Annotated in this window: 22 protein-coding genes; 13 read left to right on the top strand and 9 right to left on the bottom strand. The window is 61.3% G+C overall.

The features are described from left to right. Window positions 1-98: 98 nt before the first annotated feature. Genes TAN611_RS04630 through TAN611_RS04645 form a run of 4 tightly spaced genes read right to left on the bottom strand, consistent with a single transcriptional unit; the run spans window position 99 to window position 5,879 of the window. On the bottom strand, window positions 99-1,427 hold the full coding sequence (locus TAN611_RS04630) for a lysine N(6)-hydroxylase/L-ornithine N(5)-oxygenase family protein (RefSeq protein WP_105229907.1): 1,329 nt from the start codon (window positions 1,425-1,427) through the stop codon (window positions 99-101). Next, window positions 1,424-3,187, bottom strand: a complete 1,764-nt coding sequence (gene iucC / locus TAN611_RS04635; RefSeq protein WP_203067335.1) for an aerobactin synthase IucC — start codon at window positions 3,185-3,187, stop codon at window positions 1,424-1,426. Before iucC ends, TAN611_RS04630 begins: the two co-directional genes overlap by 4 nt. After that, window positions 3,184-4,134, bottom strand: coding sequence for a GNAT family N-acetyltransferase (locus TAN611_RS04640; protein ID WP_172606309.1), 951 nt, complete (start codon window positions 4,132-4,134; stop codon window positions 3,184-3,186). Before TAN611_RS04640 ends, iucC begins: the two co-directional genes overlap by 4 nt. Continuing rightward, complete coding sequence (locus TAN611_RS04645) at window positions 4,134-5,879, bottom strand: IucA/IucC family siderophore biosynthesis protein (protein ID WP_105229910.1); 1,746 nt, start codon at window positions 5,877-5,879, stop codon at window positions 4,134-4,136. Before TAN611_RS04645 ends, TAN611_RS04640 begins: the two co-directional genes overlap by 1 nt. A gap of 138 nt (window positions 5,880-6,017) precedes the next feature. Here TAN611_RS04645 and TAN611_RS04650 point away from each other — a divergent pair, with 138 nt between their 5' ends. Both TAN611_RS04650 and TAN611_RS04655 read left to right on the top strand, forming a co-directional pair. Continuing rightward, entirely contained in the window at window positions 6,018-7,220 is a 1,203-nt protein-coding gene (locus TAN611_RS04650) for an MFS transporter (RefSeq protein WP_105229911.1), read from the top strand. A gap of 21 nt (window positions 7,221-7,241) precedes the next feature. Beyond that, a complete protein-coding gene (locus TAN611_RS04655) occupies window positions 7,242-8,120 on the top strand; it encodes a siderophore-interacting protein (protein WP_187043573.1) in 879 nt (292 codons plus the stop codon). Window positions 8,121-8,435: 315 nt separating this feature from the next. Here the strand turns inward: TAN611_RS04655 and TAN611_RS04660 are convergent, their stop codons facing one another. Together TAN611_RS04660 and TAN611_RS04665 are read right to left on the bottom strand one after the other, a co-directional pair. Continuing rightward, window positions 8,436-9,209 (bottom strand): amidohydrolase, encoded by a 774-nt coding sequence (locus TAN611_RS04660; protein WP_111737675.1) that lies wholly within the window; start codon window positions 9,207-9,209, stop codon window positions 8,436-8,438. After that, window positions 9,197-10,357 carry a pyridoxal phosphate-dependent aminotransferase gene (locus TAN611_RS04665; protein WP_111737674.1) on the bottom strand — a complete coding sequence of 387 codons (1,161 nt, stop codon included), beginning with the start codon at window positions 10,355-10,357 and terminating at the stop codon, window positions 9,197-9,199. Before TAN611_RS04665 ends, TAN611_RS04660 begins: the two co-directional genes overlap by 13 nt. Window positions 10,358-10,507: 150 nt before the next feature. Between TAN611_RS04665 and TAN611_RS04670 the strand changes: the two genes are divergently transcribed. Genes TAN611_RS04670 through TAN611_RS04680 form a run of 3 tightly spaced genes read left to right on the top strand, consistent with a single transcriptional unit; the run spans window position 10,508 to window position 12,347 of the window. After that, complete coding sequence (locus TAN611_RS04670) at window positions 10,508-11,122, top strand: methylthioribulose 1-phosphate dehydratase (RefSeq protein WP_105229915.1); 615 nt, start codon at window positions 10,508-10,510, stop codon at window positions 11,120-11,122. Continuing rightward, entirely contained in the window at window positions 11,119-11,805 is a 687-nt protein-coding gene (mtnC, locus tag TAN611_RS04675; protein ID WP_111737672.1) for an acireductone synthase, read from the top strand. Before TAN611_RS04670 ends, mtnC begins: the two co-directional genes overlap by 4 nt. Continuing rightward, on the top strand, window positions 11,805-12,347 hold the full coding sequence (locus TAN611_RS04680) for an acireductone dioxygenase (RefSeq protein ID WP_160028199.1): 543 nt from the start codon (window positions 11,805-11,807) through the stop codon (window positions 12,345-12,347). The genes mtnC and TAN611_RS04680 overlap by 1 nt, the downstream gene beginning before the upstream one ends. A 46-nt stretch (window positions 12,348-12,393) precedes the next feature. Here TAN611_RS04680 and mtnA read toward each other — a convergent pair whose 3' ends face one another. Then, window positions 12,394-13,422, bottom strand: coding sequence for an S-methyl-5-thioribose-1-phosphate isomerase (gene mtnA / locus TAN611_RS04685; RefSeq protein ID WP_203067336.1), 1,029 nt, complete (start codon window positions 13,420-13,422; stop codon window positions 12,394-12,396). A gap of 139 nt (window positions 13,423-13,561) precedes the next feature. On the opposite strand from mtnA, the gene mtnK reads away from it, so the two are divergent. After that, window positions 13,562-14,761, top strand: coding sequence for an S-methyl-5-thioribose kinase (gene mtnK, locus TAN611_RS04690; RefSeq protein ID WP_105229919.1), 1,200 nt, complete (start codon window positions 13,562-13,564; stop codon window positions 14,759-14,761). 65 nt (window positions 14,762-14,826) lie between these two features. Here mtnK and fadE read toward each other — a convergent pair whose 3' ends face one another. Continuing rightward, a complete protein-coding gene (gene fadE / locus TAN611_RS04695) occupies window positions 14,827-17,283 on the bottom strand; it encodes an acyl-CoA dehydrogenase FadE (RefSeq protein WP_105229920.1) in 2,457 nt (818 codons plus the stop codon). A gap of 247 nt (window positions 17,284-17,530) precedes the next feature. Between fadE and lpcA the strand changes: the two genes are divergently transcribed. Both lpcA and TAN611_RS04705 read left to right on the top strand, forming a co-directional pair. Then, the gene (lpcA, locus tag TAN611_RS04700) at window positions 17,531-18,112 is read left to right on the top strand and encodes a D-sedoheptulose 7-phosphate isomerase (RefSeq protein ID WP_054306523.1); all 582 of its coding nucleotides are present in this window, start codon (window positions 17,531-17,533) and stop codon (window positions 18,110-18,112) included. Window positions 18,113-18,187: 75 nt separating this feature from the next. Beyond that, window positions 18,188-18,955: a class II glutamine amidotransferase gene (locus TAN611_RS04705; protein ID WP_203067751.1), complete on the top strand. Its 768-nt coding sequence runs from the start codon at window positions 18,188-18,190 to the stop codon at window positions 18,953-18,955. Here the strand turns inward: TAN611_RS04705 and dpaA are convergent. Next, window positions 18,926-19,717, bottom strand: coding sequence for a peptidoglycan meso-diaminopimelic acid protein amidase (gene dpaA / locus TAN611_RS04710; RefSeq protein WP_105229922.1), 792 nt, complete (start codon window positions 19,715-19,717; stop codon window positions 18,926-18,928). The genes TAN611_RS04705 and dpaA overlap by 30 nt on opposite strands. Before the next feature lie 709 nt (window positions 19,718-20,426). On the opposite strand from dpaA, the gene TAN611_RS04715 reads away from it, so the two are divergent. From TAN611_RS04715 to nqrE, 5 genes are read left to right on the top strand one after another with little or no spacing between them, the layout of a single operon-like run. Then, the gene (locus TAN611_RS04715) at window positions 20,427-21,773 is read left to right on the top strand and encodes a Na(+)-translocating NADH-quinone reductase subunit A (protein WP_111737668.1); all 1,347 of its coding nucleotides are present in this window, start codon (window positions 20,427-20,429) and stop codon (window positions 21,771-21,773) included. A gap of 3 nt (window positions 21,774-21,776) precedes the next feature. Then, window positions 21,777-23,018 (top strand): NADH:ubiquinone reductase (Na(+)-transporting) subunit B, encoded by a 1,242-nt coding sequence (locus tag TAN611_RS04720; protein ID WP_105229924.1) that lies wholly within the window; start codon window positions 21,777-21,779, stop codon window positions 23,016-23,018. Then, a complete protein-coding gene (locus tag TAN611_RS04725; protein ID WP_105229925.1) occupies window positions 23,008-23,802 on the top strand; it encodes a Na(+)-translocating NADH-quinone reductase subunit C in 795 nt (264 codons plus the stop codon). Before TAN611_RS04720 ends, TAN611_RS04725 begins: the two co-directional genes overlap by 11 nt. Next, window positions 23,795-24,424: an NADH:ubiquinone reductase (Na(+)-transporting) subunit D gene (locus TAN611_RS04730; protein ID WP_105229926.1), complete on the top strand. Its 630-nt coding sequence runs from the start codon at window positions 23,795-23,797 to the stop codon at window positions 24,422-24,424. The genes TAN611_RS04725 and TAN611_RS04730 overlap by 8 nt, the downstream gene beginning before the upstream one ends. Before the next feature lie 6 nt (window positions 24,425-24,430). Further along, window positions 24,431-25,027 carry an NADH:ubiquinone reductase (Na(+)-transporting) subunit E gene (gene nqrE / locus TAN611_RS04735; RefSeq protein WP_105229927.1) on the top strand — a complete coding sequence of 199 codons (597 nt, stop codon included), beginning with the start codon at window positions 24,431-24,433 and terminating at the stop codon, window positions 25,025-25,027. The last annotated feature ends 22 nt before the right edge of the window (window positions 25,028-25,049 follow it).

Raw genomic sequence — 25,049 nt, forward strand, 5'->3', positions numbered from 1 at the left:
CGTTATTCTCAATCTTTCCCGTTGTTGTGATTATTGCGCATCCCGGCGGCGGACGCGGCTTCGCGCGCCTTGCTCGCCGCAGGGATGAATATTAAAAACTAAAATTCAGAATAATTCAGCATAGATTGCTCATTTCGTGCTGTCGCCCCGGATTGTTGGCTACGCCACTGAATCAGCGACGGGCTTGAGGTTAAATCAAACGCTTCCTGCCCCAGCGCCCGGTTGAGAATGCGCGCCGCGCGCCAGGCCATCAGGCTGAGCTGCGGTTCGGCGATGCCGTGGCTGTGCATGCCGGCATTGACGGCAAACAGGCAGTTTTCCGCCGGCCCGTCCCATTCCAGCGTAAAGTCCGGCGCCACGCGATAGTTATCGTCGTCGGTCAGCCGCAGCCGGTCGGCCAGCGGCGCCAGAAACGCCGGGCGCTCCGGCTGATAGCCGGTGGCGAAAATCACCACGTCGCTGTCAAAGGTCTCTTTGCCCTGATCGAGGTGGTGGTGGGTGACCAGCTGGTAGCCGTTGCCCTGCGGCTGCATCGCCGCCAGCGAACGGCTGGGCAGCAGGCGCGCCCAGGGCGTTTCGCGCAGCACTTCAAAGCGGTGATACATGGCGCGGTAAATCGCCAGCAGCGACTCGGTGGTGATGCCGTCCGAGGTCATCTTCTGCTCCGTCAGCATGCGCTGCTTGGCGCTGTCGTTCAGGGTATAGAAGCTTTCCACGTAGTCCGGCGTAAAGTACTCGTTGGCGAACGCCGCTTCGTCCAGCGCATTGTAGTTGTTGCGGCGCGATACCCAGTTGAGCTGTACCGGCTGGCCCCACTCGCCGCGGAAAATATTCAGGAACAGATCGGCGCCGCTCTGGCCGCCGCCGACCACGGTGACGCGTTTGCCGGCCAGATCCGGGTTGCGCAGCGCCATTTCGCTGGCGTGGAAGCAGCGATCGTTCTGCTCGCTGACGCACTCCGGCAGCAGCGGTTTTTTACCGATGCCAAGGCACACGTGGCGCGCCCGGAAGGTGCCGCGCTGGGTGGTGACCTCAAACAGCCGCTGCGTATCGTTGAATTCCACCCGTTGGATCTCCTGGCTGAATGCCAGCGAGCTGAGTCCGTTGGCCGCCCAGTCAAGGTAGTCGGCAAACTCTTCGCGCGATACGGTGCGCTGTTCGGTGGTCAGGAAGCGGTAGAACTTTTTACGTTTTACCAGATAGTTGAGAAAGCTGTACGGGTTGGTCGGCGCCACCGCACTGACCAGATCCTTGAGAAAGCTGGTTTGCATATGGCAATCCGGCACCATCATGCCCGGGTGCCAGGAGAAGTGCGGTTTGCGTTCGAGAAACAGGCTGTTGAAACCGTCGACTTCGCTGCCCAACGCGGCAATGCTGAGGTTGAACGGACCGATACCGATGCCGATGAAATCGAGGGGCTGATTCATTGGGCAGACTCCTTGGAGACCAAATAAAGCGGGTTATCCAGATCCTGCAGATAGTTCGGCAACATGCGGCTGCCGCCATCGTGTTCTGAATAGGTAAGTTTCACCGGGTTGAGCACCACGCGAATAATTTGTGGTTTAAACAGACTGAAAAGTGCAAAGCGTTCCGCCATGTCCGGGTGCTGCGCCATATAGTCTTGCAGCACCGTCGCCAGCAGTTGATAAAAACGTTCTTCGCTGATTTGGCAACTGGCCATCAGCGGGGAGATAAAGCGCAGCACGGTGACAAAGTGGCCGGTCTGCAGATCGTGAATCAGGTAGTCGGCCGGCAGGCGCACGGTGACGTCCTTCACCGACTGCGGCAGCGACGCCGCTTCGGCAAATTCCTGCTCCACCAGGCGCATATCGCCCTGAAAATCCTTCAGCAGCACGCGCTGCGGCACGTAATCCTTCATCACCAGAGTGATGTTCTGGCCGTGGGCGATCAACGCCACGCCGTAGCGGCACATCAGGTGGTACATCGGGATCACCACCGCCCGGAACATCTGCGTCAGCCAGGCCTCGGCGCTGAGGCCGGAGCGCTCAATATAGGCGGCGATCAGCGGTTGGCCGTGGTTGTCGGTTTCCATCAGCGTCGCCATCAGTATCGCCTGCTCACCTTCCTGCAGATAGCCGGACGGATTTTCACGCCAGATCACGCCGAGCATCTCCTGATAGCGGTAGGGCGCCTGCGGCAGGCTGGCGTAGGTCTGGTGCGCCATGTAGCCGGCCGCCGGTTCGCCCAGAATCTGGGCGCCGCTGGCGCGCAGCGTGGCGTCGCCGGCGAAGATCTGCTGCAGCCAGCGGGAGGCCGCCGGGCCGGCGCCGATATATTTACCGGGAATACCGCGGTAGCAGGAGGTGTTGTAAATGGTCAGCGGCAGCTTGATATCAAAGGCCGAGCGGCGGCTGACGTTGGTCAGCGTGCGCAGCGATTGCTGGGCCAGATAGCGATCGCCGAATTCCCCCAGCTCCACCAGTTCGCCGCTCGCCAGCTGCGGCAGGAAGTGCAGGGCGACTTTCTGCTGCCACTGCCACGGATGCAGCGGCACGGGAATCCAATCCTGCGTCAGCTTCAGTTCCTGCCAGCGCCGGTCGAAACGCTGACGCTCACTGACGTCCATGGCGCTGTCCAGCAGGTTATCCAGCGGATAGTCGTCATCGGCGCACCAGACGAAGCTGTCGCGCCGCGCCGCCACCCAGTGCAGGCAAAACTGCCCCTGATACTCCGGCGCATAGCGCTGCAGCGCCTCCAGCCCCCAGCCGCGCCGGCCTTTATTGAAGATAAACTTCGGGTGGCCGGCCAGCAGGCACTGCTGCTCATCAGGATCCAGTGCGATCAGATCCTGCGCGCTCATGCCGTGGCGCGCCGCCCGCAGCTGCAGATCGCCGCGCAGGGTGGCGTACAGATCTTCCAGGTGCTCGGCGATTTGCGCGTCGCTCATGGTCAGCACCTGCGCCAGCTGGCGCAGCGTCTGGTCTGCCGCCAGCGGCTGGTCGCCACAGGAGAGCGAATCGGCGTCGATATGCAGCCAGCCCCAGATGCCGCGCCGGGCGCGGAAGCGGTAGACCGTATCCCCCAGCGCGATGCGCTGCCAGCCCTCGGCTTCGGCTTCGGCTTCGGCTTCGGCGCGCAGCGTGCGTTCATACTCAAGTTCCGCCAGGATCTTGGCGATCATCTGGCGGTTGACGTGCTGCCAGTCCGTGTATTCCGTGAGATTCATACCGCTTGCCCCTGGAAGAAATCGTGACGTTGGTTGACGATCAGGCGTGAGCGCTTATGCGGAAAATCAAACTCCTTCACCGTCTGGTAGCCGGCCGCCGGCAGATGGCGGAACAGGCGCTGATTGTCGGCGCGCGGCTCGGCCACCACGCGGGTGGTGCGCGGCTCGTCCAGATAGAGATAGTGGGTCAGCCCGCGCAGCCAGCTGCGGATAAACTGCGCGCCGCGCCACGCTTCTTCGCCCACCAGCATATGCAGGCCGCGGTCGAACGGCTGCCAGCGGTAGTGGCGGCCGATGCGGTCTTCCGCCGCCCAGTAGACTTCGAAATAGCCGAACGGCTGGTCGTCGAAGCAGCCCAGCAGCGGGTAGCAGTAGCTGGAATCCAGCTGACGCTGCAGATAGGCCGCCTGTTGTTCCTGCGGGCCGGTCATCTCCCAGAATGCGGCGACGCGCGGGGCGTTCATCCAGCGGGTGAAGCGCTCCGCATCCTGCGCCACTTCCGGCAGGCGGAAGCTCAGCGTGTGCTTGATCTGCGGGTCGAAACGGCGGTAGACCTCGCCCTGCGGACGCGCCGGGCGCTGCGGAAACCACAGCTCGCGTTCGGCGTCGTACTGCATCTGTCCGCCGGCCGGCGCGCGCGGTGCCGTCAGCCACAGCGGCAGCTGGTAAAAGGCTTCACGCGCCAGATAGTCGCCGTGCGCCAGGGCGAACAGCGCCTGCGCCTGCGGCTCTTCACGCCATGCGGCATACGGCAGGGCGATGCCCGTCAGCTGCGGCGCGGCGACCAACAGCTGATCCAGCGCCTGCACCAGCCAGCCGTCGGGCAGGGCGACGCCCGGCGGGTGCAGTACCGCGCTGCCGTCCAGCCCGAGGCTCAGCGGCAGGTTTTGCGCCAGCATTTCGCAGCGGAAGCCGCCGGCGGCATGCATCAGTTTGGCGATCGACATTATTTATCCTCCTGCGCGCGCAGCGGGTTGGTGAAATCAAAGTAGATCACCGCAGGGTCGACGATGGTGTTTTCGTTATGGTCGTGCAGGTAACAGAAGAAGTTGCCCTTGCAGTTCCAGTGGCTGCTGTCCAATACGTAGTCCAGACAGCGGGTGTCGAGCGCCGTAGCGCGCAGGCCGGCCAGCGCGTCGCGCACCTGTCCCATCAGGTTTTGTTCACTGTCGAAACCGGCGGCGGCCATCGCGGCGGTGACCGCCAGCGTGGAGTTCACCAGCAGGTAGTAGGGGAAGTAGCGCAGCAGTTGCTGTTCGCTAAAGCGGTTTTCCGCTTCGGCTTCGCCGATCTGATCGAGCCACGGCGTCGCGCTGTGGGTAAAACCGCTGCCCTGACAGTCGCGGTACAGCATGCCGACCGGCAGATCCTGCTGCATCTCCACCAGAATATTTTGCTGGTGCGCCAGCAGCACCAGGCCGTAGTCCGCTTCGGTACTGAACAGCGGCAGCAGCACGTGGTTACAGTAAGCGTCCAGCCAGCAGCGCGCGGCCTGCGCCAGCGGCAGATCAAGGCGTGCGGCCAGGCGGCGCACCGCCGCCGCCAGCAGGCTGTCGCCGCCGTCCGGCGCGGCCTGGGTCAGCGTCACCAGCACGTTGGTTTGCGTATCAGGGCGATCGAACAGCAGGTTGACCCGCAGCGCCATCAGGCTCTCTTCCTGAATCTCGCCGTCTGCGGAGCGCAGACCGGCCCAGCCGTCTTCCTGCATCACGCGCATGGTGGGGTAGCGCGCCTGCAGCGTCTGCCAGCGCTCGGTTTGCGCCAGCCGCGCCAGCCGCATGCCGCGTTTGACTTCTTTGACCGACAGCGTACGCACCGAGTTGGTCAGGCGCACGCTGAGGGAGAATTTGATCATGTCGCGGTTGCTTTCGCTGTACAGCGAGCGGGAGGAACTGGTCGGCAGCCAGCGTGCGCCGGCCTCGCCCAGATCGCGCAGCAGCCCCTGTTCAACCAGCGACTGGCACCACGGCTGGGCCAGCAGATGGTCGGCCTGCCACGGATGCATCGGCAGCAGCCAGACGTCATCGGTAAAATGCGCCAGCAGCTGCGGCGCGCTTTCAGCGGCAAAGCGCTGCAGCCGCTGTTGCAGCGTCAGAGTCAGGCTGTCGCCGCACACCACGCGCTTGTCGGCGGCAAACCAGCGCAGCGGGAAGCGCGCGCCGAAGTCCGGCAGATAGCGCCGCGCCTGCTGCGGATCGAACGGTTCGTGGGATTTCGGCGCCGGGTGGAACGCGTGGCCGACCAGCAATCCCTGTTCCGCCTGCGCGAAGTTCAGCGGCCGGTCGCGCAGCGTCGGCCAGTCGAGACGCACGGCGATCGCCTGCTGCGTATTGTCGTGGCTCTCCAGCACGCGCTGGCGGAAGCGCGCCACGGTCTGGTCGTTCAGTTCGCCTTTTACCGCAGGCTTGGCCAGCAGCAGATCCACCAGTTGCTCGACGCTGAGCGCCGTCGCCTGACCGTCGTCTGACTGATGCAGATAGGCCGGGAACAGGTAGTGGTGGTGCTGCGTCGGTGAGGTGTAGCGCAGATTAATGCGGATAGCCTGATGGTGATTAAGAGGAATATGGAGCTGAGGATGTTGCTGGTGGTCGGTGGCCGGAAGAACTTGCCAATCCCGGGTTTCGCGCATTAATGCGTTGAGAAAACACTGCGCAGCCACATCGTTCTTTGCGGTTGCAAACTGAATAGTCATGATCCCAGATTCACTATGAAACAATTGAGAATGATTCTTATATCAAGAATGGTTCACATTCACAATAATCCCGTGGTACAATTTTTAGCATAAATCGCACGTAAAACTCTTATTTTCTTAACGGTTACTTTACTTTTCATGAGCCTATCCCCACAACCGGACGTTCTTGCAGGCGACAACATTGCGCCTGCCAACTGGCCCCTGGCGTTCTGTGCCGGCTTATTGGGCATCGGGCAAAATGGTTTATTGGTGGCGCTGCCGGCATTGGTCAGCATGACCCACCTGTCTCTGTCGGTCTGGGCAGGATTATTGACGCTCGGTTCGATGCTGTTTTTAGTCGGTTCCCCCTATTGGGGACGGCAGTGCGAAGTGCGCGGCTGTAAATATGTGGTGCTGATGGCGCTGGGCGGCTATCTGCTCAGCTTTGCGCTGCTGGCGCTGGCGGTATGGGGGTTGGCGGCAGGCTGGCTGCCCCCGCTGGCGGGCCTCGGCGCGCTGGTGGCGGCGCGTATTCTGTACGGCCTGACGGTGTCCGGCATGGTGCCCGCCAGCCAGACCTGGGCGCTGCAGCGCGCCGGCCATGAGCGTCGCATGGCGGCGTTGGCCACCATCAGTTCAGGGCTGAGCTGCGGCCGTCTGCTGGGGCCGCTGTGCGCGGCGCTGGCGCTCTCCCTACATCCGATGGCGCCGCTGTGGCTGATGGCCCTGGCGCCGTTGCTTGCCCTGCTGGTGGTGTGCCGCCAGCAGAACGATCCGCCGCTGCCGCCGGTGGCGCAGCAGCAAAACCGTTTGCAATGGCATATGCTGCCGTACCTGCTGTGCGCTCTGCTGCTGGCGGCGGCGGTCAGCCTGATGCAGCTGGGGCTGGCGCCGCATCTGACCCCGCTCTTCCAGAATTCGACAACGCTGGTCAGCCACCATGTGGCGATCCTGCTGAGCGTGGCGGCCGGCTGTACGTTGCTGGCGCAGTTTCTGGTGGTGCGGCCGCAGCGTTTTCCGCCAGCGCAGCTGCTGCTAATTGCCGCGCTGCTGATGGTGGTAGGGTTGGCACTGATGTGCGCACAGCCGCTGGCGCTGTTTTATCTGGGCTGTGCGCTGACGTCATTTGGCGCAGCGATGGCCACGCCGGGTTACCAGCTGCTGCTGAATGACAAACTCTCTACCGGCAAAGGTTCCGGGGTTATCGCCACCAGCCACACGCTGGGCTACGGGCTGAGCGCTTTGATGGTGCCGGCGGTGGCGAAATTTTACGGCGAGTCGCAGCTGATTGCGGCGGCGCTGGCGATGGCCGTCCTGCTGGGCGGCGTAAGCGGCTGGCTATGGCGCCGGCGAGAAAAATAAATAAGCGGGAGAGGCCGTCAGATGTCCGCGAGCTATCGTATTTTTGATGTTCAGTTAACCGAGAAACGCCAGATTTCCCCGTCGCTGGTGCGTTGCGTCTTCAGCGGTCCGCAGGTGAGCCGGATGAAGCTGGAAGCGCCGGACCAGCGTATCAAGCTGCTGTTCCCGAGTGCGGAAGGGCAGTCGTTGCAGCTGGCGAACGGCGATGACTGGTATCGCGACTATATGGCGATACCGAAGGCGCAGCGGCCGGTGATGCGCACCTATACCCTGCGTGCGCTGCGCAGTGAGCGGCAGGAGATGGACGTTGAGTTTGTGCTGCACGGCGACAGCGGCCCGGCCTCCGCCTGGGCAACGCATGCGCAGGTGGGCGACGCCATTCAGATTGTGGCGCCCAACGCCGATTTTGCCGGCGACAGCGGCGGTTATGAATGGGCGCCGCCGGCGCAGATGAACCAGGCGCTGTTGATTGCCGATGAAACCGCGCTGCCGGCGGCGATGGGCATTCTCGAACGGCTGGCGCAGCAGGACAACCCGCCGCGGGTGCAGGCCTTTTTTGAAGTGCCGCTGGCCGGCGACTGCGTCAGCGTGGCGCAGTTCCCGTTTGCCGAGGTGTTCTGGCTGCCGCGTGACGTCGGGCCGCAGCAGTTGCACGGCACGCTGCTGCTGGAGTCGGTGCGCCGCCGGGTGACGATTCCCGATTCTGCGCGCGCCGAAGCGCAGTCGCTGGCGGAAAACAGCCTGGGCGGCGAGGTGCTGTGGGAAAGGGCTGAGGGCGCCTGCAGCTTTTACGCCTGGGTTGCCGCCGAATCGTCGACGGTGAAATCGCTGCGCCGCTATCTGGTCGGCGAATGCGACCTGGATCGTTCCACGGTCAACTTTATGGCCTACTGGTGCTGATAGCGTAAGCCGCCAGGCTAGCGGCTTAATAAGTTATTATTTTAACAATGGGTTTGCTGCTTAATAAGGCTGATAACTTAATGGGTTATCAGCCTTTTTTAGTTATTAATTAAATAAGCTATTAAGTTAATAATTTATCGATTTAATCACGACGACTGCGTTGATGTTAGCTTGTTAAGCTAATATTTTGTTGGCTTGTTGGCTTGTTGGCTTGTTGGCTTGTTGGCTTGTTGGCTTGTTGGCTTGTTGGCTTGTTGGCTTGGCAGGCCGCTGCCGTCGTCAGGAAGGCGGGCGCGCCTGAGCGCGCCCTGGGGATTAATCGTGGCGCAGAAAATCGTCGGCATCGCGCCAGGCGGGGAAGGCGGTGTGATAGATCTGCAGATTCTCCAGCGACAGATCGGCGTCCAGGCGCGCGGCAGCACCGGCATCGGCGCTGGCCAGCGTCTCTCCCTGCGGGCTGATAATCAGGCTGTCGCCGCTGTAGCTCAGCCCGTTGCCGTCTTCGCCGACCCGGTTGCAACCGGCCACGTAAGCCTGATTTTCAATGGCGCGCGCCGCCAACAGCGTTTGCCAGTGCTGGCTGCGCGCCGCCGGCCAGTTGGCGACGTACAGCGCCAAATCATAATCCTGCTGGCAGCGCGACCAGACCGGGAAGCGCAGGTCGTAACAGATCTGCGGTAAAATCCGCCAGCCGCGCCATTCAAAGATTTCCCGTCGTTTTCCCGCTTGATAATGCAGGTGTTCGCCGGCCATGCGGAACAGATGGCGCTTGTCATAAGCGTGCACCGTGCCGCCCGGCTCCACCAGCAGAAAACGGTTCACCGCCGCTTTGTCGGTTTTCAGTGCCACGCTGCCGGCGATGGCCGCATTGGTTTTGATCGCCCAGCCGTGCAGCCAGTTAATCACCTGGCGTTCGGGCAGCGCGCTTTCGCCGGCGTCCATAGCAAAACCGGTGGTGAACATCTCCGGCAGCACGATCAGATCGCGGCCGTGAATATCGGCCAGCAGCCGGTCGAAATGCTGCAGGTTGGCCTGCCCGTCGCGCCATACCAGCGGTTGCTGCAACAGGGTAATTTTTAAAGTCGACATAACCGCTCCGCAGCCGCATCCAGCGTGTCATCCTGTTTGGCAAAACACAGCCGGATCAATTTATGAGGGAAAGGATCGGCGCAGAACACCGACAGCGGGATCGCCGCTACGCCCACCTGTTCCGTTAACCAGCGGCAGAACGCCACGTCGTCCAGATCCGACACGGCGCTGTAATCCGCCAGTAAGAAGTATGTACCTGCACACGGCAGAATTTCCAGCCTGCTGCGGCTTAACGCCTGCACAAAGCGGTCGCGCTTGGCGCGGTAAAACGCCGGCAGCTGACGCCAGTGCTCTGGCTCGGCGCGCAGCATGTCCGCCAGCGCCAGCTGGGCCGGGGTATTGACCGCAAAGGTCAGATACTGATGCACCTTGCGCACTTCGGCGCTCAGCGCGGCCGGCGCGACGCAGTAACCCACTTTCCAGCCGGTCATATGGAAGGTTTTACCGAAGGAAGAGACGGCGATCGCCCGCTGGCGCAGCTGGGGATGGGCCAGTACGCCGGCGTGGCCATTATCGGCAAAGCAGATATGCTCGTACACTTCATCGCTGAGCACGTAGATTTCCTGCCCGGCAATGGCCTGCCACAGCTGCTGTAAATCTTCGGCCTGCCAGACGGTGGCGGACGGGTTGTGCGGCGTATTGACGATCACCAGCCGGGTGCGCGACGACAGCTGTTCGCGGAACTGCCGCCAGTCGACGTTAAACGCCGGCGGCTGCAGAGCGATGCGTTTGAGAATGCCGCCGCACAGCTGCACCGCCGGGGCGTAGCTGTCATAGCTCGGGTCGAAGCAGATCACTTCATCGCCCGGCCGCACCAGCGCGCTGATGGCGGCGAATAGCGCCTCAGTGGCGCCGGCGGTGACGGTCACTTCCGTCCCGGCGTCCGGCCGCCAGCCATAAAGCTCGGCGGTTTTGTCGGCGATGGCCTCGCGCAGCGGCGCGACGCCGGTCATCGGCGCGTACTGGTTGGCGCCCTGTTCGACGTGCCAGGCCAAACGCTGCTTTAAATAGCCCGGGCCGTCGAAGTCGGGGAAGCCCTGCGACAGGTTAATCGCCTGATGCTGCTGCGCCAGCGCGCTCATCTGGCTGAAAATGGTGGTGCCGAGGGCGGGCAGTTTACTGTCGGGAGTCGGTGCGGAAAGCGTCATAAGCGATGTGGTGTCCCATTATGCTGATGTTGCTGACAATATAGCACGATGCTAGTATCTGGCAATCAAGACGTTTAGATGGCTATATCTGTGAGGCGGTCGCCGAATCGCATCGGCGCTGCCATCCGTACCTTTCACTGCGGGATACTCATGAGCGAAAACGAGCAACTCAGCGCGCTGCTGGCCGTTTGCCACTGGATTGGCGACAAAGGCTGGTGCCCGGCTACCGGCGGCAATATGTCGCTGCGCCTGAATGACGAACACTGCCTGGTGACCGAATCCGGCAGGGATAAGGGCAGCCTGCGCGAGCAGGATTTTCTGCGGGTGGAGATCGCCAGCAATGCCGCGCCGGACGGGCGCACCCCGTCGGCGGAGACCGGCCTGCATACGCTGCTGTATCGTCTCTATCCGCAGGTGAACGCCGTCTTGCATACCCACTCGGTCAATGCCACGGTGTTGTCGCGGGTGGAAAAGGGCAGCGCGCTGCGGCTGCAGGGTTATGAAATGCAAAAATCGCTCAGCGGCCAGCGCAGCCATCAGGACGAGGTATGCATCCCGATCTTCGACAACGACCAGGATATTGCCCGGCTGGCGGCGCAGGTGTCGGCCTATGCCGAACAGACGCCGCTGGCGTACGGTTTTCTGGTTCGCGGCCACGGGCTGTACTGCTGGGGGCGGCAGGTGCAGGAAGCGCGCCGTCACCTTGAAGGGCTGGAGTTTTTATTCCAGTGTGAACTGCAACGTCGTTTACTGGAGGCGCAATGATTCGCGCGATTGTTACCGATATTGAAGGCACCACCAGCGATATCCGCTTTGTGCATCAGGTGCTGTTTCCCTACGCCCGCCAGCATCTGGCCGATTATGTACGCCGCCATGCGGACGACGGCGAGGTGGCCGAGGCGCTGGCGGCGCTGCGGGCAGAGATCGCGCAGCCGCAGGCCGATGCCGAGCAGCTGATCGCCGCTCTGTACCGTTTTATGGATGAAGATCGCAAATCCACCGCGCTGAAGGCGCTGCAGGGCATCGTCTGGCGCAGCGGTTACCACAACGGCGACTTTCGCGGCCATCTCTATCCGGAGGTGGCGACGCAGCTGGCGGCGTGGCAGCGGCAGGGTATCGGACTGTATGTCTACTCCTCCGGCTCGGTTGAAGCGCAGAAACTGCTGTTCGGCTACAGCGAAGCCGGCGATCTGCAGCCGCTGTTCAGCGGTTATTTTGATACCCGCGTCGGCGCCAAACGCGAGGCGGGTTCATACCGCAATATCGCCGCGGCCATCGGCCTGGCGCCGTCCGAACTGCTGTTCCTGTCGGATATCCGCCAGGAGCTGGACGCGGCGCACGACGCCGGCTGGCACGGTTGTCAGCTGATTCGCGGCGAGGACGATCCGCACAGCCGCCACCCGCAGGTTAACCGTTTTGATCGTATCGACTTAGGGGAGTTTTGCTGATGAGCGCCTTGACCATTTATAGCGATGAACAGCCGCAGCAGCCGCTGTGGCAGAGCCGCGACGGCGAGCAGATCCGCCGGCAGCTGGAGCAGGTCGGCGTGCGTTTCGAACGCTGGCAGGCGGATCGCGTGCTGGAGGACGATCCGCAGCCGGAGGCGGTGATCGCCGCCTATCAGCACGCCATCGATCGGCTGGTGGCGGAAAAGGGCTACCAAAGCTGGGATGTGATCGCCATGCGCCCGGATCATCCGCAGCGCGAGGATCTACGGCAGAAGTTTTTATCGGAACATACCCACGGCGAAGATGAGGTGCGTTTCTTTGTCGAGGGCGCCGGGCTGTTTTGCCTGCATCTGAACCAGCGGGTGTATCAGATCCTGTGTGAAAAAAACGATCTGATCTCGGTGCCGGCCCATACGCCGCACTGGTTTGATATGGGCGCCGCGCCGCATTTTACCGCCATTCGCGTGTTTGATAATCCGCAGGGCTGGATCGCGCAGTTTACCGGCGATCCGATCGCTGACGCGTTCCCGCGTCTGGATTAACGCGCCGGGTGATCAACAGGGCTGCATAATCAGCCCTGTTACAGCGTTACCCCAGCGCCCGCTGGAAAATCCCCGCCTTGACCTGCTGCGGCGTAATCACGCCGCTGTCCAGCACCCAACCGCTAATCAGCGCTGACGGCGTTACGTCAAACGCCGGGTTATACACGTCGGCGTCTTCCGGCGCCCAGCGGCACTGGCCGAAGCTGCCGCTGACGCCGGCCACTTCCTCGGCGGCGCGCTGCTCAATCGGAATGGCGGCGCCGTCGGCGCAGGCCGGATCGTGCGTGGTGTGCGGTGCGGCGACGTAAAACGGAATGCCGTGATAATGCGCCAGCACCGCCAGGCTGTAGGTGCCGATCTTGTTGGCGACGTCGCCGTTGGCGGCGATGCGATCGGCGCCGACCCACACCGCATCGACCTGTCCCTGCGCCATCAGGCTGGCGGCCATCGAATCGCAGATCAGCCGGTAGGGGATGCCCAGCTCACCCAGTTCCCAGGCGGTCAGCCGGCCGCCTTGCAGCAGCGGACGGGTTTCATCCACCCACACGCGTTCCACTTTGCCCTGCTGGTGGGCGCGCAGCAGCACGCCAATCGCCGTGCCGATGCCGGCAGTGGCCAGCCCGCCGGTGTTGCAGTGGGTCAGCAGCCGGCTGCCGGGGGCGACCAGCGCAGCGCCGTGGTCGGCGATGCGGTCGCACAGGGCGCGATCTTCTTCCACCAGCCGCCAGGCTTCCGCGCTTACCGCCGCGCGCCACGCCGGCTGCGCCAGCGCCTGCTTAATGCGATCCAGATTATTCATCAGATTAACGGCGGTCGGCCGCGCCGCCCGCAGCGTGCTCAGCGCCTGCATGACGTCGTCGCGGGCGAGGCCGCGCTCGGCCAGCAGAGCCAGCAGCAGGCTGGCGGACAGCCCGATCAGCGGTGCGCCGCGCACGCGCAGGGCGTGGATATGGCCGACGAGTTCTTCAACGCTGTCGCTGGCAAGCCAGTGTTTTTCCTGGGGCAACGCCTGCTGATCGAGGATCCACAGCCGGTTGTCGCGCAGTATCAAACTGGTGGTGTTAAGAGGGCGCATAGCAGTTAAATCCTTGTTACGAGCGTATTGCATCTGTAGCGCTATTCTGCCAACATGATTTTCGGATGTATAGATGTCCAAATGCCTTTACGTCTAAAAAAATAAGATCCTGTTTGTCAGTGATACCAGAGGGGTTGAGATGTCGCTTTACCGTACCTTTACGGCAGCCGATGCCGTTGAATACGCCCGCCAGTTCGGACAACTGGCCGATCCGCACACGCTGGTCAGCGCCGAGGAGATCGGCGACGGCAACCTGAACCTGGTGTTTAAAATCCGCGACCGGGAAGGCGTCAGCCGGGCGATCGTCAAGCAGGCGCTGCCGTACGTACGCTGCGTCGGTGAGTCCTGGCCGCTGACGCTCGACCGGGCGCGCATTGAGGCCCAAACGCTGCTGACCCATGGCGAGTTCTGCCCGCGCCATACCGTGCGCGTACTGCATCATGACGCGGAGCTGGCGGTGATGGTGCAGGAAGATCTCTCCGACCACCAAATCTGGCGCAACGCGCTGATCGCCGGGCATTACTATCCGTTGGCGGTCGGCCAGCTGGCGGAGTATCTGGCGCAGACGCTGTTTCATACCTCTGATTTTTACCAAAATGCGCAGCAGAAAAAGGCGCAGGTCAGCCGCTTTACCAACCCCGAGCTGTGCCAGATTACCGAAGATCTGTTTTTCAGCGATCCTTACTGCGACCACGAACGCAATCAGTTTGACGAAGCGCTGCTGCCGCAGGTACGCGAGCTGCGCCACGACGCGGCGCTGAAGCTGGCGGTCGCCGGGCTGAAGCACCGTTTTCTCAGCAAAGCCGAAGCGTTATTGCACGGCGATATTCACAGCGGCTCGATATTTGTTGCCGAAGGGCGGCTGAAGGCGATTGATGCCGAATTCGGCTTCTACGGGCCGATCGGCTTCGACGTGGGTACCGCGCTGGGCAACCTGCTGCTGAACTACTGCGGGTTGCCGGGGCTGCTTGGCCCGCGCGACGCCGCCGCCGGCCGCGAACAGCGGCTGCAGGACGTGCGCGAGCTGTGGCTGATTTTCGCCGACCGCTTCCTGGCGCTGTGTCAGCAAAAGACGGAAGATGCCGCGCTGGCGACGTCCGGCTATGCGGAGCGCTTCCTGCAGCAGGTATGGCAGGATGCGGTGGGCTATTGCGGTACCGAACTGATTCGCCGCACCATCGGCCTGGCGCACGTCGCCGATCTGGATGCGATTGAGGATGCTGATATGCGTGCCGAATGCCAGCGTAACGCGCTGAGCCTGGGACGGGCGCTGATCGTTAATGAGCCGCAGATGGCCAATGTCGATGAGCTGCTGGCGCGTATTCGCCAGCACAGTTAAATCGCGGCGGGTTGCGGCGATCAAAAAAGGGGCGAAGATCGCCCCTTAATGATTACCGCGTGTGTTTACGCCGCTTCAGTATGCGGACGGCGTTTCTCCTGCGGCTGCGGCTTTTCCGGCTGCTGCGCCGCCAGCGCCTCCGGTGCGAAGTCATCCACGTTGATCGAACGCAGACGGCTCTCTTCGGCCTTGGTCAGGATGCGCGCTTCCTCATCGCTGATCTTGCCTTCTTCCAGTGCGCGCTGCGCCAGACGATCCAGCCGGGTGAACGGCAGGTTTTTACCGGCCTCTTTACACAGGCGGGCATGAATCGGCTCGGCGGCGATCACATCCACCAGCGCCTCTTCCAGCAGGCCTATCGGGTTGTGCTCGCTGGCGGCCAGGTACTGCCCGCGTCCCAGACGGCTGCGGGTGGCGGACGGTTGCTGCAGGATCTTCGCCAACTGGTGATCCAGACGATCGGACGGCGCCTGATGCACGCGGCCGAACGGCAGGATCACCAGCCGCAGCGCCCCGGCGATAAAGCGGTTCGGGAAGTTGCGCAGCAGATCGTCCAGCGCCTGCTCGGCCTGATGCAGACAGTCCTGCACGCCCCAGTGCACCAGCGGCAGATCGTCCTTCTGACGTCCTTCATCTTCAAAACGTTTCAGCGTGGCGGAGGCCAGATACATCTGGCTGAGAATATCCCCCAGGCGTGCGGAAATGCGTTCGCGACGCTTCAGATCGCCGCCCAGTACGCCCATGGAGACGTCCGACAGCAGCGCCAGGTTGGCGCTCAGGCGGTTCAGCTGCTGATAGTAGCGGCGGGTGGCGTCTTTGGTCGGCGAGGCGCTGGTGCGGCCGTTGGTCAGGCCGAGCCAGAAGCTGCGTACTTTGTTGCTGCCCACGTGGCCGAGGTGGCCGAACAGCGCCCGGTCGAAATCGGCCAGATCGTTGTTCTGCGCCGCCGCCATTTCCTGCAGGACGTAAGGATGGCAGCGGATCGCCCCCTGACCGAAGATCATCATGGTACGGGTCAGGATATTGGCCCCTTCCACGGTGATGGCGATCGGCGCGCCCTGATAGGCGCGGGCCAGGAAGTTGGATTCGCCCAGCATAATGCCCTTACCGCCGGCGATATCCATGGCGTCAATCGTTGACTGCTGACCGCGGTGGGTACAGTGGTATTTGACGATCGCTGACAGCACCGCCGGTTTTTCGCCCTGCACCAGCGCATAGGTAATCAGCGAGGCGGCGGCATCCATCACATAGGTGTTGCCGGCGATGCGCGCCAGCGGTTCTTCGATCCCTTCCATCTTGCCGATGGCGATTTTGAACTGACGGCGGATATGAGCGTAGGCGCCGATGCCCAGCGCCAGCGATTTCACGCTGCCGGTGGAGTTGGAAGGCAGCGTGATGCCGCGACCGACCGACAGACACTCAACCAGCATGCGCCAGCCCTGACCGGCCATTTTCGGCCCGCCGATAATGTAGTCGATCGGGACGAAGACGTCGGTGCCGCGCGTCGGGCCGTTCTGGAACGGAATGTTCAGCGGGAAGTGGCGGTTGCCGATCTCCACGCCCGGCGTGCTGGTCGGGATCAGCGCGCAGGTGATGCCCGGCGCTTCGTCGTCGCTCAGCAGGTGATTCGGGTCGTACAGTTTAAACGCCAGGCCGAGCACGGTAGCCACCGGCGCCAGCGTGATATAGCGCTTGTTCCAGGTCAGGCGCATGCCCAGAACCTGTTCGCCTTGCCACTCGCCCATGCACACGGTGCCGACGTCCGGAATGGCGCCGGCATCCGAACCGGCCTCAGGGCTGGTCAGCGCGAAGCACGGGATCTCTTCGCCGCGCGCCAGGCCCGGCAGATAACGGTTTTTTTGCTCTTCGGTGCCGTAATGCTGCAGCAGCTCGCCCGGGCCGAGGGAGTTCGGTACGCCGACGGTGATCGCCAGAATGCCGGACACACCCGCCAGTTTCTGCAGCACGCGCGCCTGGGCGTAAGGTGAGAACTCCAGCCCGCCGAACTCTTTCTTGATGATCATGGCAAAGAAGCGGTGCTCTTTCAGGTATGCCCACAGCTCCGGCGGCAGATCGGCCAGCTCATGAGTGATCTGGAAGTCGTTGGCCATACGGCAGGCTTCTTCCACCGGGCCGTCGAGGAACGCCTGCTCTTCGGCGCTCAGCTGCGGCTGCGGATAGTTATGCAGCTTGTTCCAGTCCGGCGCGCCGCGGAACAGATCGCCTTCCCACCAGGTGGTACCGGCGTCGATCGCCTCTTTCTCGGTGGTGGACATCGGCGGCATCACTTTACGGAACGCTTTTAACGCCGGTGCGGACAGCCAGCCGCGACGCAGTGACGTCACGTTCAGCGGCAGCAGGATCACGGCCAGCGGCAGCAGCATCCAGAAACTCCACAGGCCGATAACGCCCATGACGGCGGTATAGGCCAACAGCAGCAGGCTGCTGAGGGTCAGATTTACCCGGTGGTAGAACAGCACGCTGATAAGCGCCAGTAGCACAACAATACTAAGAACCATCATGATTACAGCTCCTAAGTCGTAAGAGGTCTGACCTGTTTGGTGTATAGATTGGTTTTAGTTCAGGCGATTGTTTTTATCAATGCATTTACACTTTAATTACAACTCAGGTCACAAACTGACAGCACCAAAGGTCAAAAAACGCAGGCGCTCCTCAACCGATGCGTAGTTTCGCGCGCAGTGCTTCTCGGTTTTTCCCCGATCCGTTACACTGCAAGGCGGAAGATTGACGATAAAAAGAGGCTATCTCATGTACCACGACCTGATTCGCAGTGAACTGAATGAAGCGGCGGATACGCTGGCGAAATTTATCAGCGATGACGCCAACATCGACGCCATTCAGCGCGCCGCCGTATTGCTGGCCGATTCCTTTAAAGCCGGCGGCAAGGTGATCTCCTGCGGCAACGGCGGTTCGCACTGCGACGCGATGCATTTTGCCGAAGAGCTGACCGGCCGCTACCGCGAGAACCGTCCGGGCTACCCGGCGATTGCCATTTCCGACGTGAGCCACCTGTCCTGCGTCAGCAACGACTTCGGTTATGACTATGTGTTCTCCCGCTATGTGGAAGCCGTGGGTCGCGAAGGCGACGTGCTGCTGGGCATCTCTACCTCCGGCAACTCCGGCAACATCATCAAGGCGATTGAAGCAGCGCGCGCCCAAGGGATGAAGGTGATCACCCTGACCGGCAAAGACGGCGGTAAAATGGCCGGTTCCGCCGATGTGGAAATCCGCGTGCCGCACTTCGGCTACGCTGACCGCATTCAGGAAATCCATATCAAAGCGATTCATATCTTGATTCAGCTGATCGAAAAAGAGATGGTTAAGGCTTAAGGCCGACGGGGGCCGCGCGTCCCCGTCTTCATGATGTAGGGGCGCAGGGCGCCCACTATGAAGGAGTGGTTTTCGATGTGTGAACTGCTCGGGATGAGCGCGAATGTGCCGACCGATATCTGTTTCAGTTTTACCGGCCTGGTGCAGCGCGGCGGCCGCACCGGTCCGCATAAAGACGGTTGGGGCATCACCTTCTATGAAGGCAACGGCTGCCGCACGTTTAAAGATCCGCAGCCCAGTTTCAATTCGCCGATCGCCCGTCTGGTGCAGGACTACCCAATCAAGTCCTGCGCGGTAATTTCGCATATCCGCCAGGCCAACCGCGGCGAGGTGGCGCTGGAAAATACCCATCCGTTTACCCGCGAGCTGTGGGGACGCAACTGGACTTACGCGCACAACGGCCAGCTGAAAGGCTACCGTAACCTGGAAACCGGCACCTTCCGCCCGGTCGGCCAGACCGACAGCGAATATGCATTCTGCTGGCTGCTGCACCAGCTGTCGCTGAAATACCCGCGTACGCCGGGCCGCTGGCCGGCGGTGTTCCGCTATATCGCGCTGCTGGCGCAGCAGCTGCGGCGTAAAGGCGTGTTCAATATGCTGCTGTCGGACGGCCAGTACGTGATGGCCTTCTGCTCGACCAACCTGTACTGGATCACGCGCCGCGCGCCGTTTGGCAAGGCGACGCTGCTCGATCAGGACGTGGAGATTGATTTTCAGCGGCAGACCACGCCAAACGACGTGGTCACGGTGATTGCCACCCAGCCGCTGACCGGCAATGAAACCTGGCACAAGATTGAGCCAGGCGAGTTTGCCTTATTTCACTACGGTGAGCGGCTGCTGTGACGGGCTGAACGGGTTGCCTGACTGCGCGCCGGAGGTGGTTGCCGGCTGCGTTGTCGAGGCGAACAGCGTATTCGACTGCCCGCCGTTCATCAGCGGTTTGCCCAGCACATACTGGCCGTTGGCGACCTGCATGGTCGGCGGCTGGTGGTTTTTGACAAAGTAGTCATAGCCCGGCTTCAGCTGACGCCAGAAGCTGGCGTACACCGAGGAGCGGTGGCGTATCATGTTCTGTTCGGTCATGCGGAACGGGTAGATGCTGATATCCACCAGACGCTGGCCGTTGTTGAACGCCGCCGCCACATAGCGGTAGATCTCATCCATATAACCGTTGGTCATGGCGTAGCAGCCGATGGATTTACATTCGCCGTGGATCATCAGGTAGGCGCCGGAATAGCCCTGCGCGCGGTCGTACGCATTCGGGAAGCCGATATTAATCGCCCGATAATAGCGGCTGTCGGGTTTCAGATGGCGCACGTCGACGCTATAAAAGCCCTCGGGACTCTTAAAGTCGCCCTGGACGCGTTTCGGCCCCAGTCCGCCGGAATAGTTACAGATCGGAAAACTATTCACCAGACGGAACTCATTGCCCATCTTGGCGTAAAGTTCTAACGTCCGCTCTTCTTTAAATATCTGGATATAGACGGGCGAACCCATTAATTGCTGTTTAACAACCGGTGTTTCAGGCACCTGCTCGCTGGCGCTGCAGGCGGTGATCATCGGCATAGAAACCAGCATCGCAAATAACAGCGCGATTCTGCTCATTAAATTATTCCTGCTATACCCCGTCATAATCCCGCGCCATACCCGTGCCGGCCATAGTGCCGCGCTTCCCGCCGCAGGCCATGGCCTGTTGCGGAACCGATGCCCGGTCGCCGTCCTGGTGTGACTTGAATTATTCAGGATAAATATTTATGTGCCGACGGTGATTAACCGTCCGCGTGCCACTGACTTTTTGTTGCATTTACGCCACGCCAGATTACCAGCGTGTTTATATTTAGCAATATAGGATATGTATAAAAAAACTACAAAGCTCGATAAAAGTGAATTAACTGCCAATTTTTAACGATTCATGCAGGAAATAAGCAACAACTTAATTCCGTTTGCTTGACTCAGGTCACTGACGAATGGAGAAAAATGTTGCGAAAAATGTTACCATCTTCGGCTTGATACCGCTGGGCTGTGGCCAGCAGGTCGGGTATTGGCAAGCAAACAAACCGTTCGCGTTCAGCGGCCGTTTCGCCAGTGGCGAAGCAGCGTTGCGCCGGTTGAATTGTGGGTGAGGGAAGGGGGCGTCAATAACAATGGAAGTGCTGTTCTCTACTCATAGCGTCAATACGCGAGAATTCATGTTGAATACGGCGTTGGAGTATTCAACCCGGAGGCGACGTGTGGCGTCTCATCATCCTGGCATTGTCCGTACTGGCCCTGGCCACGACGACATGTGAAACCATAAAAACATCGTATAAATCCTATGATTAAAATCAGAAAAGGGTTAGACCTGCCGATAGCCGGAGCACCGACTCAGGCGATTCAGGACGGCCCGCATCTCAAGCACGTGGCACTGCTGGGGGAGGAGTATATCGGTATGCGTCCCTCCATGCTGGTGCAGGAGGGCGACAGCGTTAAGCTTGGTCAGGCGCTGTTCGAAGATAAAAAGAACCCCGGGGTCTTATTCACCGCGCCGGCCGGCGGCAAAATCGTCGCCATCAACCGCGGCGAGCGTCGCGTCCTGCAATCGGTGGTGATTGCCGTTGACGACGACGCGCAGCAGGAAACGTTCGCCCATTACTCACCGGCCGATCTGGCGCAGCTGGAACGCGGCATGGTAGAAGGCGAGCTGCTGAGCAGCGGCCTGTGGACCGCGCTGCGCACCCGTCCTTTCAGTAAAACGCCGCGTCCGGGCAGCACGCCGCGCGCCATTTTCGTCACCGCTATCGACACCCAGCCGCTGGCCGCCGATCCGCAGGTGATCATCGCCGAGCAGCTGGCGGCGTTTAACGCCGGCCTGACGGTGCTGACGCGTCTGACCGACGGCAAGGTGCACGTCTGCCAGGCGGCCGGCGGCAAACTGTCCGGCGCCGATAACGCGCAAATCACCTACAACGAGTTCGCCGGCCCGCACCCAGCAGGGTTGGTAGGCACTCACATTCACTTTATCGAGCCGGTAAGCATCAAGAAAACCGTGTGGCATATCGGCTATCAGGATGTGATCGCCATCGGCACGCTGTTCACCACCGGCAAACTCGACACGCGTCGCGTGGTTGCCCTGGCCGGGCCGCAGGTTGAACAGCCGGCGCTGCTGCGCACCCGTCTGGGCGCCAGCCTGGATGAGCTGACCGCGGGCCGCCTGAAAGACGGCGAAAACCGTGTGATCACCGGCTCAGTGCTGAGCGGCACGCACGCCGTCGGCCCGAAGGCCTACCTCGGCCGCTTCCACAGTCAGGTGTCCGTGCTGGAAGAAGGGCGTGAAAAAGAGCTGCTCGGCTGGGTGCTGCCTTCGTCGAACAAGTTCACTATCACCCGTACCACGCTGGGGCACTTCCTGAAGAACAAACTGTTCGCCTTCTCCACCAGCACCAACGGCGGCGAACGTTCCATGGTGCCGATCGGCAACTACGAGCGGGTGATGCCGCTGGATATTCTGCCGACGCTGCTGCTGCGCGATCTGCTGGCGGGCGATACCGACAGCGCGCAGTCTCTGGGCTGCCTGGAGCTGGATGAAGAGGATCTGGCGTTGTGCACCTTTGTCTGCCCGGGTAAGTATGAATACGCTCCGGTGCTGCGCGACGTGCTGACCAAGATTGAGCTGGAAGGATAACCCATGGGCCTGAAGAACTATTTTGAGAAAATCGAGCATCACTTCACGCCGGGCGGCAAGCTGGAAAAGTGGTACCCGTTATATGAAGCCACCACTACGGTCTTCTACACGCCGGGCACGGTGACGCACGGCGCTTCGCACGTGCGTGACGCCATCGACCTGAAGCGCATGATGATCCTGGTGTGGATGGCGGTATTCCCGGCGATGTTCTGGGGCATGTACAACGTGGGGCAGCAGGCGATCCCCGCGCTGCACCAGATGTACAGCGGCGATCAGCTGCAACAGGTGCTGGCGGGCGACTGGCACTACGTGCTGGCGCAGTGGCTGGGCGCCTCGCTGGCGCCGGACGCCGGCTGGGTCAGTAAAATGGTGCTGGGGGCAACCTACTTTGTGCCGATTTACGCCGTGGTGTTTATCGTCGGCGGCTTTTGGGAAGTGTTGTTCTCCATCATCCGCAAGCATGAGATTAACGAAGGTTTCTTCGTCACCTCGATTCTGTTTGCGCTGATCGTACCGCCGACGCTGCCGCTGTGGCAGGCGGCGCTGGGGATTACCTTCGGCGTGGTGATTGCCAAAGAGATCTTCGGCGGCACCGGGCGCAACTTCCTCAACCCGGCGCTGGCAGGGCGCGCGTTCCTGTTCTTCGCCTACCCGGCGCAGATTTCCGGCGATCTGGTGTGGACCTCGGCGGACGGCTTCTCCGGCGCAACCCCGCTGGCCCAGTGGAGCGCCGGCGGCGCGCAGGGCCTGAGCAACGTGGCGACCGGCCACTCCATCACCTGGATGGACGCCTTCCTCGGCAACATTCCCGGCTCTGTCGGTGAAGTCTCCACGCTGATGATCCTGATCGGCGGCGCGATTATCCTGTTTGCCCGCATCGCTTCCTGGCGCATCGTCGCCGGTGTGATGCTCGGCATGATCGCCACCGCCTATCTGTTTAACGCAATTGGCTCCGACACCAACCCGATGTTCGCCATGCCGTGGTACTGGCACATGGTGCTGGGCGGTTTCGCCTTCGGCATGATCTTTATGGCGACCGACCCGGTTTCCGCCGCCTTCACCAACAAAGGGAAGTGGTGGTACGGCATCCTGATCGGCGTGATGTGCGTGTTGATTCGCGTGGTCAACCCGGCCTATCCGGAAGGGATGATGCTGGCGATTCTGTTCGCCAACCTGTTCGCGCCGCTGTTCGATTATCTGGTGGTGCAGGCTAACATCAAGCGGAGAAAAGCCCGTGGCGAGTGAAGCAAAAAATGACAGCATCGGTAAAACGCTGCTGGTAGTACTGTTGCTGTGTCTGGTGTGTTCAGTGGTGGTGGCGGGCTCCGCCGTCGGCCTGAAGTCCAAACAGCAGGAGCAAAAGCTGCTGGATAAGCAGCGCAATATCCTGGACGTGGCGGGGCTGCTGCAGCCGGCGATGCCCGGCGAGCAGGTGAAGCAAATCTTCGACAAACGCATTGAGGCGCGGCTGGTGGATCTGAACAGCGGCGATTTCGTGCAGGGCGATGCGACATCGTTCGATCAGGCCGCAGCGCTGCGCGATAACGCCAAGAGCATCGCCTTGCCGGCGGCGCAGGATCCGGCGGGCATCAAGCGTCGCAGCAACCAGGCTGAAATTTACCTGGTGCGCGACGACGCCGGCGCGGTCAGCAAAATCGTGCTGCCGGTATACGGCACCGGCCTGTGGTCGATGATGTACGCCTTTGTCGCCGTCGACGGCGATGGCGACACGGTCAAAGGCATCACCTACTACGACCAGGGGGAAACCCCGGGGCTGGGCGGTGAGGTGGAAAATGCGTCCTGGCGCCAGCAGTGGGTGGGCAAGAAGCTGTTTGACGACAGCGGCAAGCCGGCCATCCGCGTGGTGAAAGGCGGCGCGCCCGCAGGGGATATTCATGGCGTGGACGCCCTGTCCGGCGCGACCCTGACCTCCAACGGCGTACAGCACACTTTTGATTTCTGGTTGGGCGAACATGGTTTTGGCCCGTTCCTGAAAAAAGTTCGTGAAGGAGCGCTGAAAAATGGCTGATTCCAAAGAGATTAAACGGGTCCTGCTGGGGCCGCTGTTTGACAACAACCCGATTGCCCTGCAGGTGCTGGGCGTCTGTTCCGCGCTGGCGGTGACCACCAAGCTGGAAACGGCGGTGGTGATGACTATCGCGGTCACGCTGGTGACGGCGTTCTCCAGCTTCTTTATTTCACTGATCCGTCACCACATTCCCAACAGCGTGCGCATTATCGTGCAGATGGCGATTATCGCCTCGCTGGTGATCGTGGTTGACCAGGTGCTGCGCGCCTACGCGTTTGAAATCTCCAAACAGCTGTCGGTATTCGTCGGCCTGATCATCACCAACTGTATTGTGATGGGACGCGCCGAAGCCTATGCGATGAAGTCGCCGCCGATCGAAAGCTTTATGGACGGCATCGGCAACGGGCTGGGCTACGGCGTGATTCTGATCCTGGTCGGTTTCCTGCGCGAGCTGATCGGTTCCGGCAAGCTGTTCGGCGTGTCGGTGTTGGAAACGCTGCAGAACGGCGGTTGGTACATGCCGAACGGCCTGTTCCTGCTGGCGCCGAGCGCATTCTTTATTATCGGCCTGCTGATTTGGGCGCTGCGCACGCTGAAGCCTGCGCAGGTTGAAAAGGAGTAATCGGCGATGGAACATTATATCAGTCTGTTTGTCCGCGCCGTTTTCGTTGAAAACATGGCGCTGGCGTTCTTCCTCGGCATGTGTACCTTCCTCGCGGTGTCGAAGAAGGTCTCTACCGCCTTTGGTCTGGGGATTGCCGTCACCATCGTGCTGGGCATTGCGGTGCCGGCGAACAACCTGGTCTACAACCTGATTCTGCGCGACGGCGCGCTGATGGACGGTGTGGATCTGAGCTTCCTCAACTTCATCACCTTTATCGGGGTGATTGCGGCGCTGGTACAGGTTCTGGAGATGATCCTCGATCGCTTCTTCCCGTCGCTGTACAACGCCCTCGGCATCTTCCTGCCGCTGATTACCGTGAACTGCGCCATCTTCGGCGGCGTGTCCTTCATGGTGCAGCGTGACTACAACTTCGCGGAATCTGTGGTGTACGGCTTCGGCTCCGGCACCGGCTGGATGTTGGCGATTGTCGCGATGGCGGGGATCCGCGAGAAACTGAAGTATGCCGATGTGCCGGCAGGGTTACGCGGTCTGGGCATCACCTTTATTACCACCGGGCTGATGGCGTTGGGCTTTATGTCCTTCTCCGGGGTTCAGTTGTAATAACCCAGAGATAAAGGCGGAA

Origin of the sequence: Serratia sp. Tan611 (genome assembly GCF_905188235.1) — a bacterium.
In the GTDB taxonomy this organism is placed as follows: Bacteria; Pseudomonadota; Gammaproteobacteria; order Enterobacterales; family Enterobacteriaceae; genus Serratia_B; species Serratia_B rhizosphaerae.

Excerpts from the sequence above, each read along its gene's own strand:
- TAN611_RS04630 (WP_105229907.1), bottom strand. The coding sequence starts at position 1,427 with ATGAATCAGCCCCTCGATTTCATCGGCATCGGTATCGGTCCGTTCAAC.
- iucC (WP_203067335.1), bottom strand. The coding sequence starts at position 3,187 with ATGAATCTCACGGAATACACGGACTGGCAGCACGTCAACCGCCAGATG.
- TAN611_RS04640 (WP_172606309.1), bottom strand. The coding sequence starts at position 4,134 with ATGTCGATCGCCAAACTGATGCATGCCGCCGGCGGCTTCCGCTGCGAA.
- TAN611_RS04645 (WP_105229910.1), bottom strand. The coding sequence starts at position 5,879 with ATGACTATTCAGTTTGCAACCGCAAAGAACGATGTGGCTGCGCAGTGT.
- TAN611_RS04650 (WP_105229911.1), top strand. The coding sequence starts at position 6,018 with ATGAGCCTATCCCCACAACCGGACGTTCTTGCAGGCGACAACATTGCG.
- TAN611_RS04655 (WP_187043573.1), top strand. The coding sequence starts at position 7,242 with ATGTCCGCGAGCTATCGTATTTTTGATGTTCAGTTAACCGAGAAACGC.
- TAN611_RS04660 (WP_111737675.1), bottom strand. The coding sequence starts at position 9,209 with ATGTCGACTTTAAAAATTACCCTGTTGCAGCAACCGCTGGTATGGCGC.
- TAN611_RS04665 (WP_111737674.1), bottom strand. The coding sequence starts at position 10,357 with ATGACGCTTTCCGCACCGACTCCCGACAGTAAACTGCCCGCCCTCGGC.
- TAN611_RS04670 (WP_105229915.1), top strand. The coding sequence starts at position 10,508 with ATGAGCGAAAACGAGCAACTCAGCGCGCTGCTGGCCGTTTGCCACTGG.
- mtnC (WP_111737672.1), top strand. The coding sequence starts at position 11,119 with ATGATTCGCGCGATTGTTACCGATATTGAAGGCACCACCAGCGATATC.
- TAN611_RS04680 (WP_160028199.1), top strand. The coding sequence starts at position 11,805 with ATGAGCGCCTTGACCATTTATAGCGATGAACAGCCGCAGCAGCCGCTG.
- mtnA (WP_203067336.1), bottom strand. The coding sequence starts at position 13,422 with ATGCGCCCTCTTAACACCACCAGTTTGATACTGCGCGACAACCGGCTG.
- mtnK (WP_105229919.1), top strand. The coding sequence starts at position 13,562 with ATGTCGCTTTACCGTACCTTTACGGCAGCCGATGCCGTTGAATACGCC.
- fadE (WP_105229920.1), bottom strand. The coding sequence starts at position 17,283 with ATGATGGTTCTTAGTATTGTTGTGCTACTGGCGCTTATCAGCGTGCTG.
- lpcA (WP_054306523.1), top strand. The coding sequence starts at position 17,531 with ATGTACCACGACCTGATTCGCAGTGAACTGAATGAAGCGGCGGATACG.
- TAN611_RS04705 (WP_203067751.1), top strand. The coding sequence starts at position 18,188 with ATGTGTGAACTGCTCGGGATGAGCGCGAATGTGCCGACCGATATCTGT.
- dpaA (WP_105229922.1), bottom strand. The coding sequence starts at position 19,717 with ATGAGCAGAATCGCGCTGTTATTTGCGATGCTGGTTTCTATGCCGATG.
- TAN611_RS04715 (WP_111737668.1), top strand. The coding sequence starts at position 20,427 with ATGATTAAAATCAGAAAAGGGTTAGACCTGCCGATAGCCGGAGCACCG.
- TAN611_RS04720 (WP_105229924.1), top strand. The coding sequence starts at position 21,777 with ATGGGCCTGAAGAACTATTTTGAGAAAATCGAGCATCACTTCACGCCG.
- TAN611_RS04730 (WP_105229926.1), top strand. The coding sequence starts at position 23,795 with ATGGCTGATTCCAAAGAGATTAAACGGGTCCTGCTGGGGCCGCTGTTT.
- nqrE (WP_105229927.1), top strand. The coding sequence starts at position 24,431 with ATGGAACATTATATCAGTCTGTTTGTCCGCGCCGTTTTCGTTGAAAAC.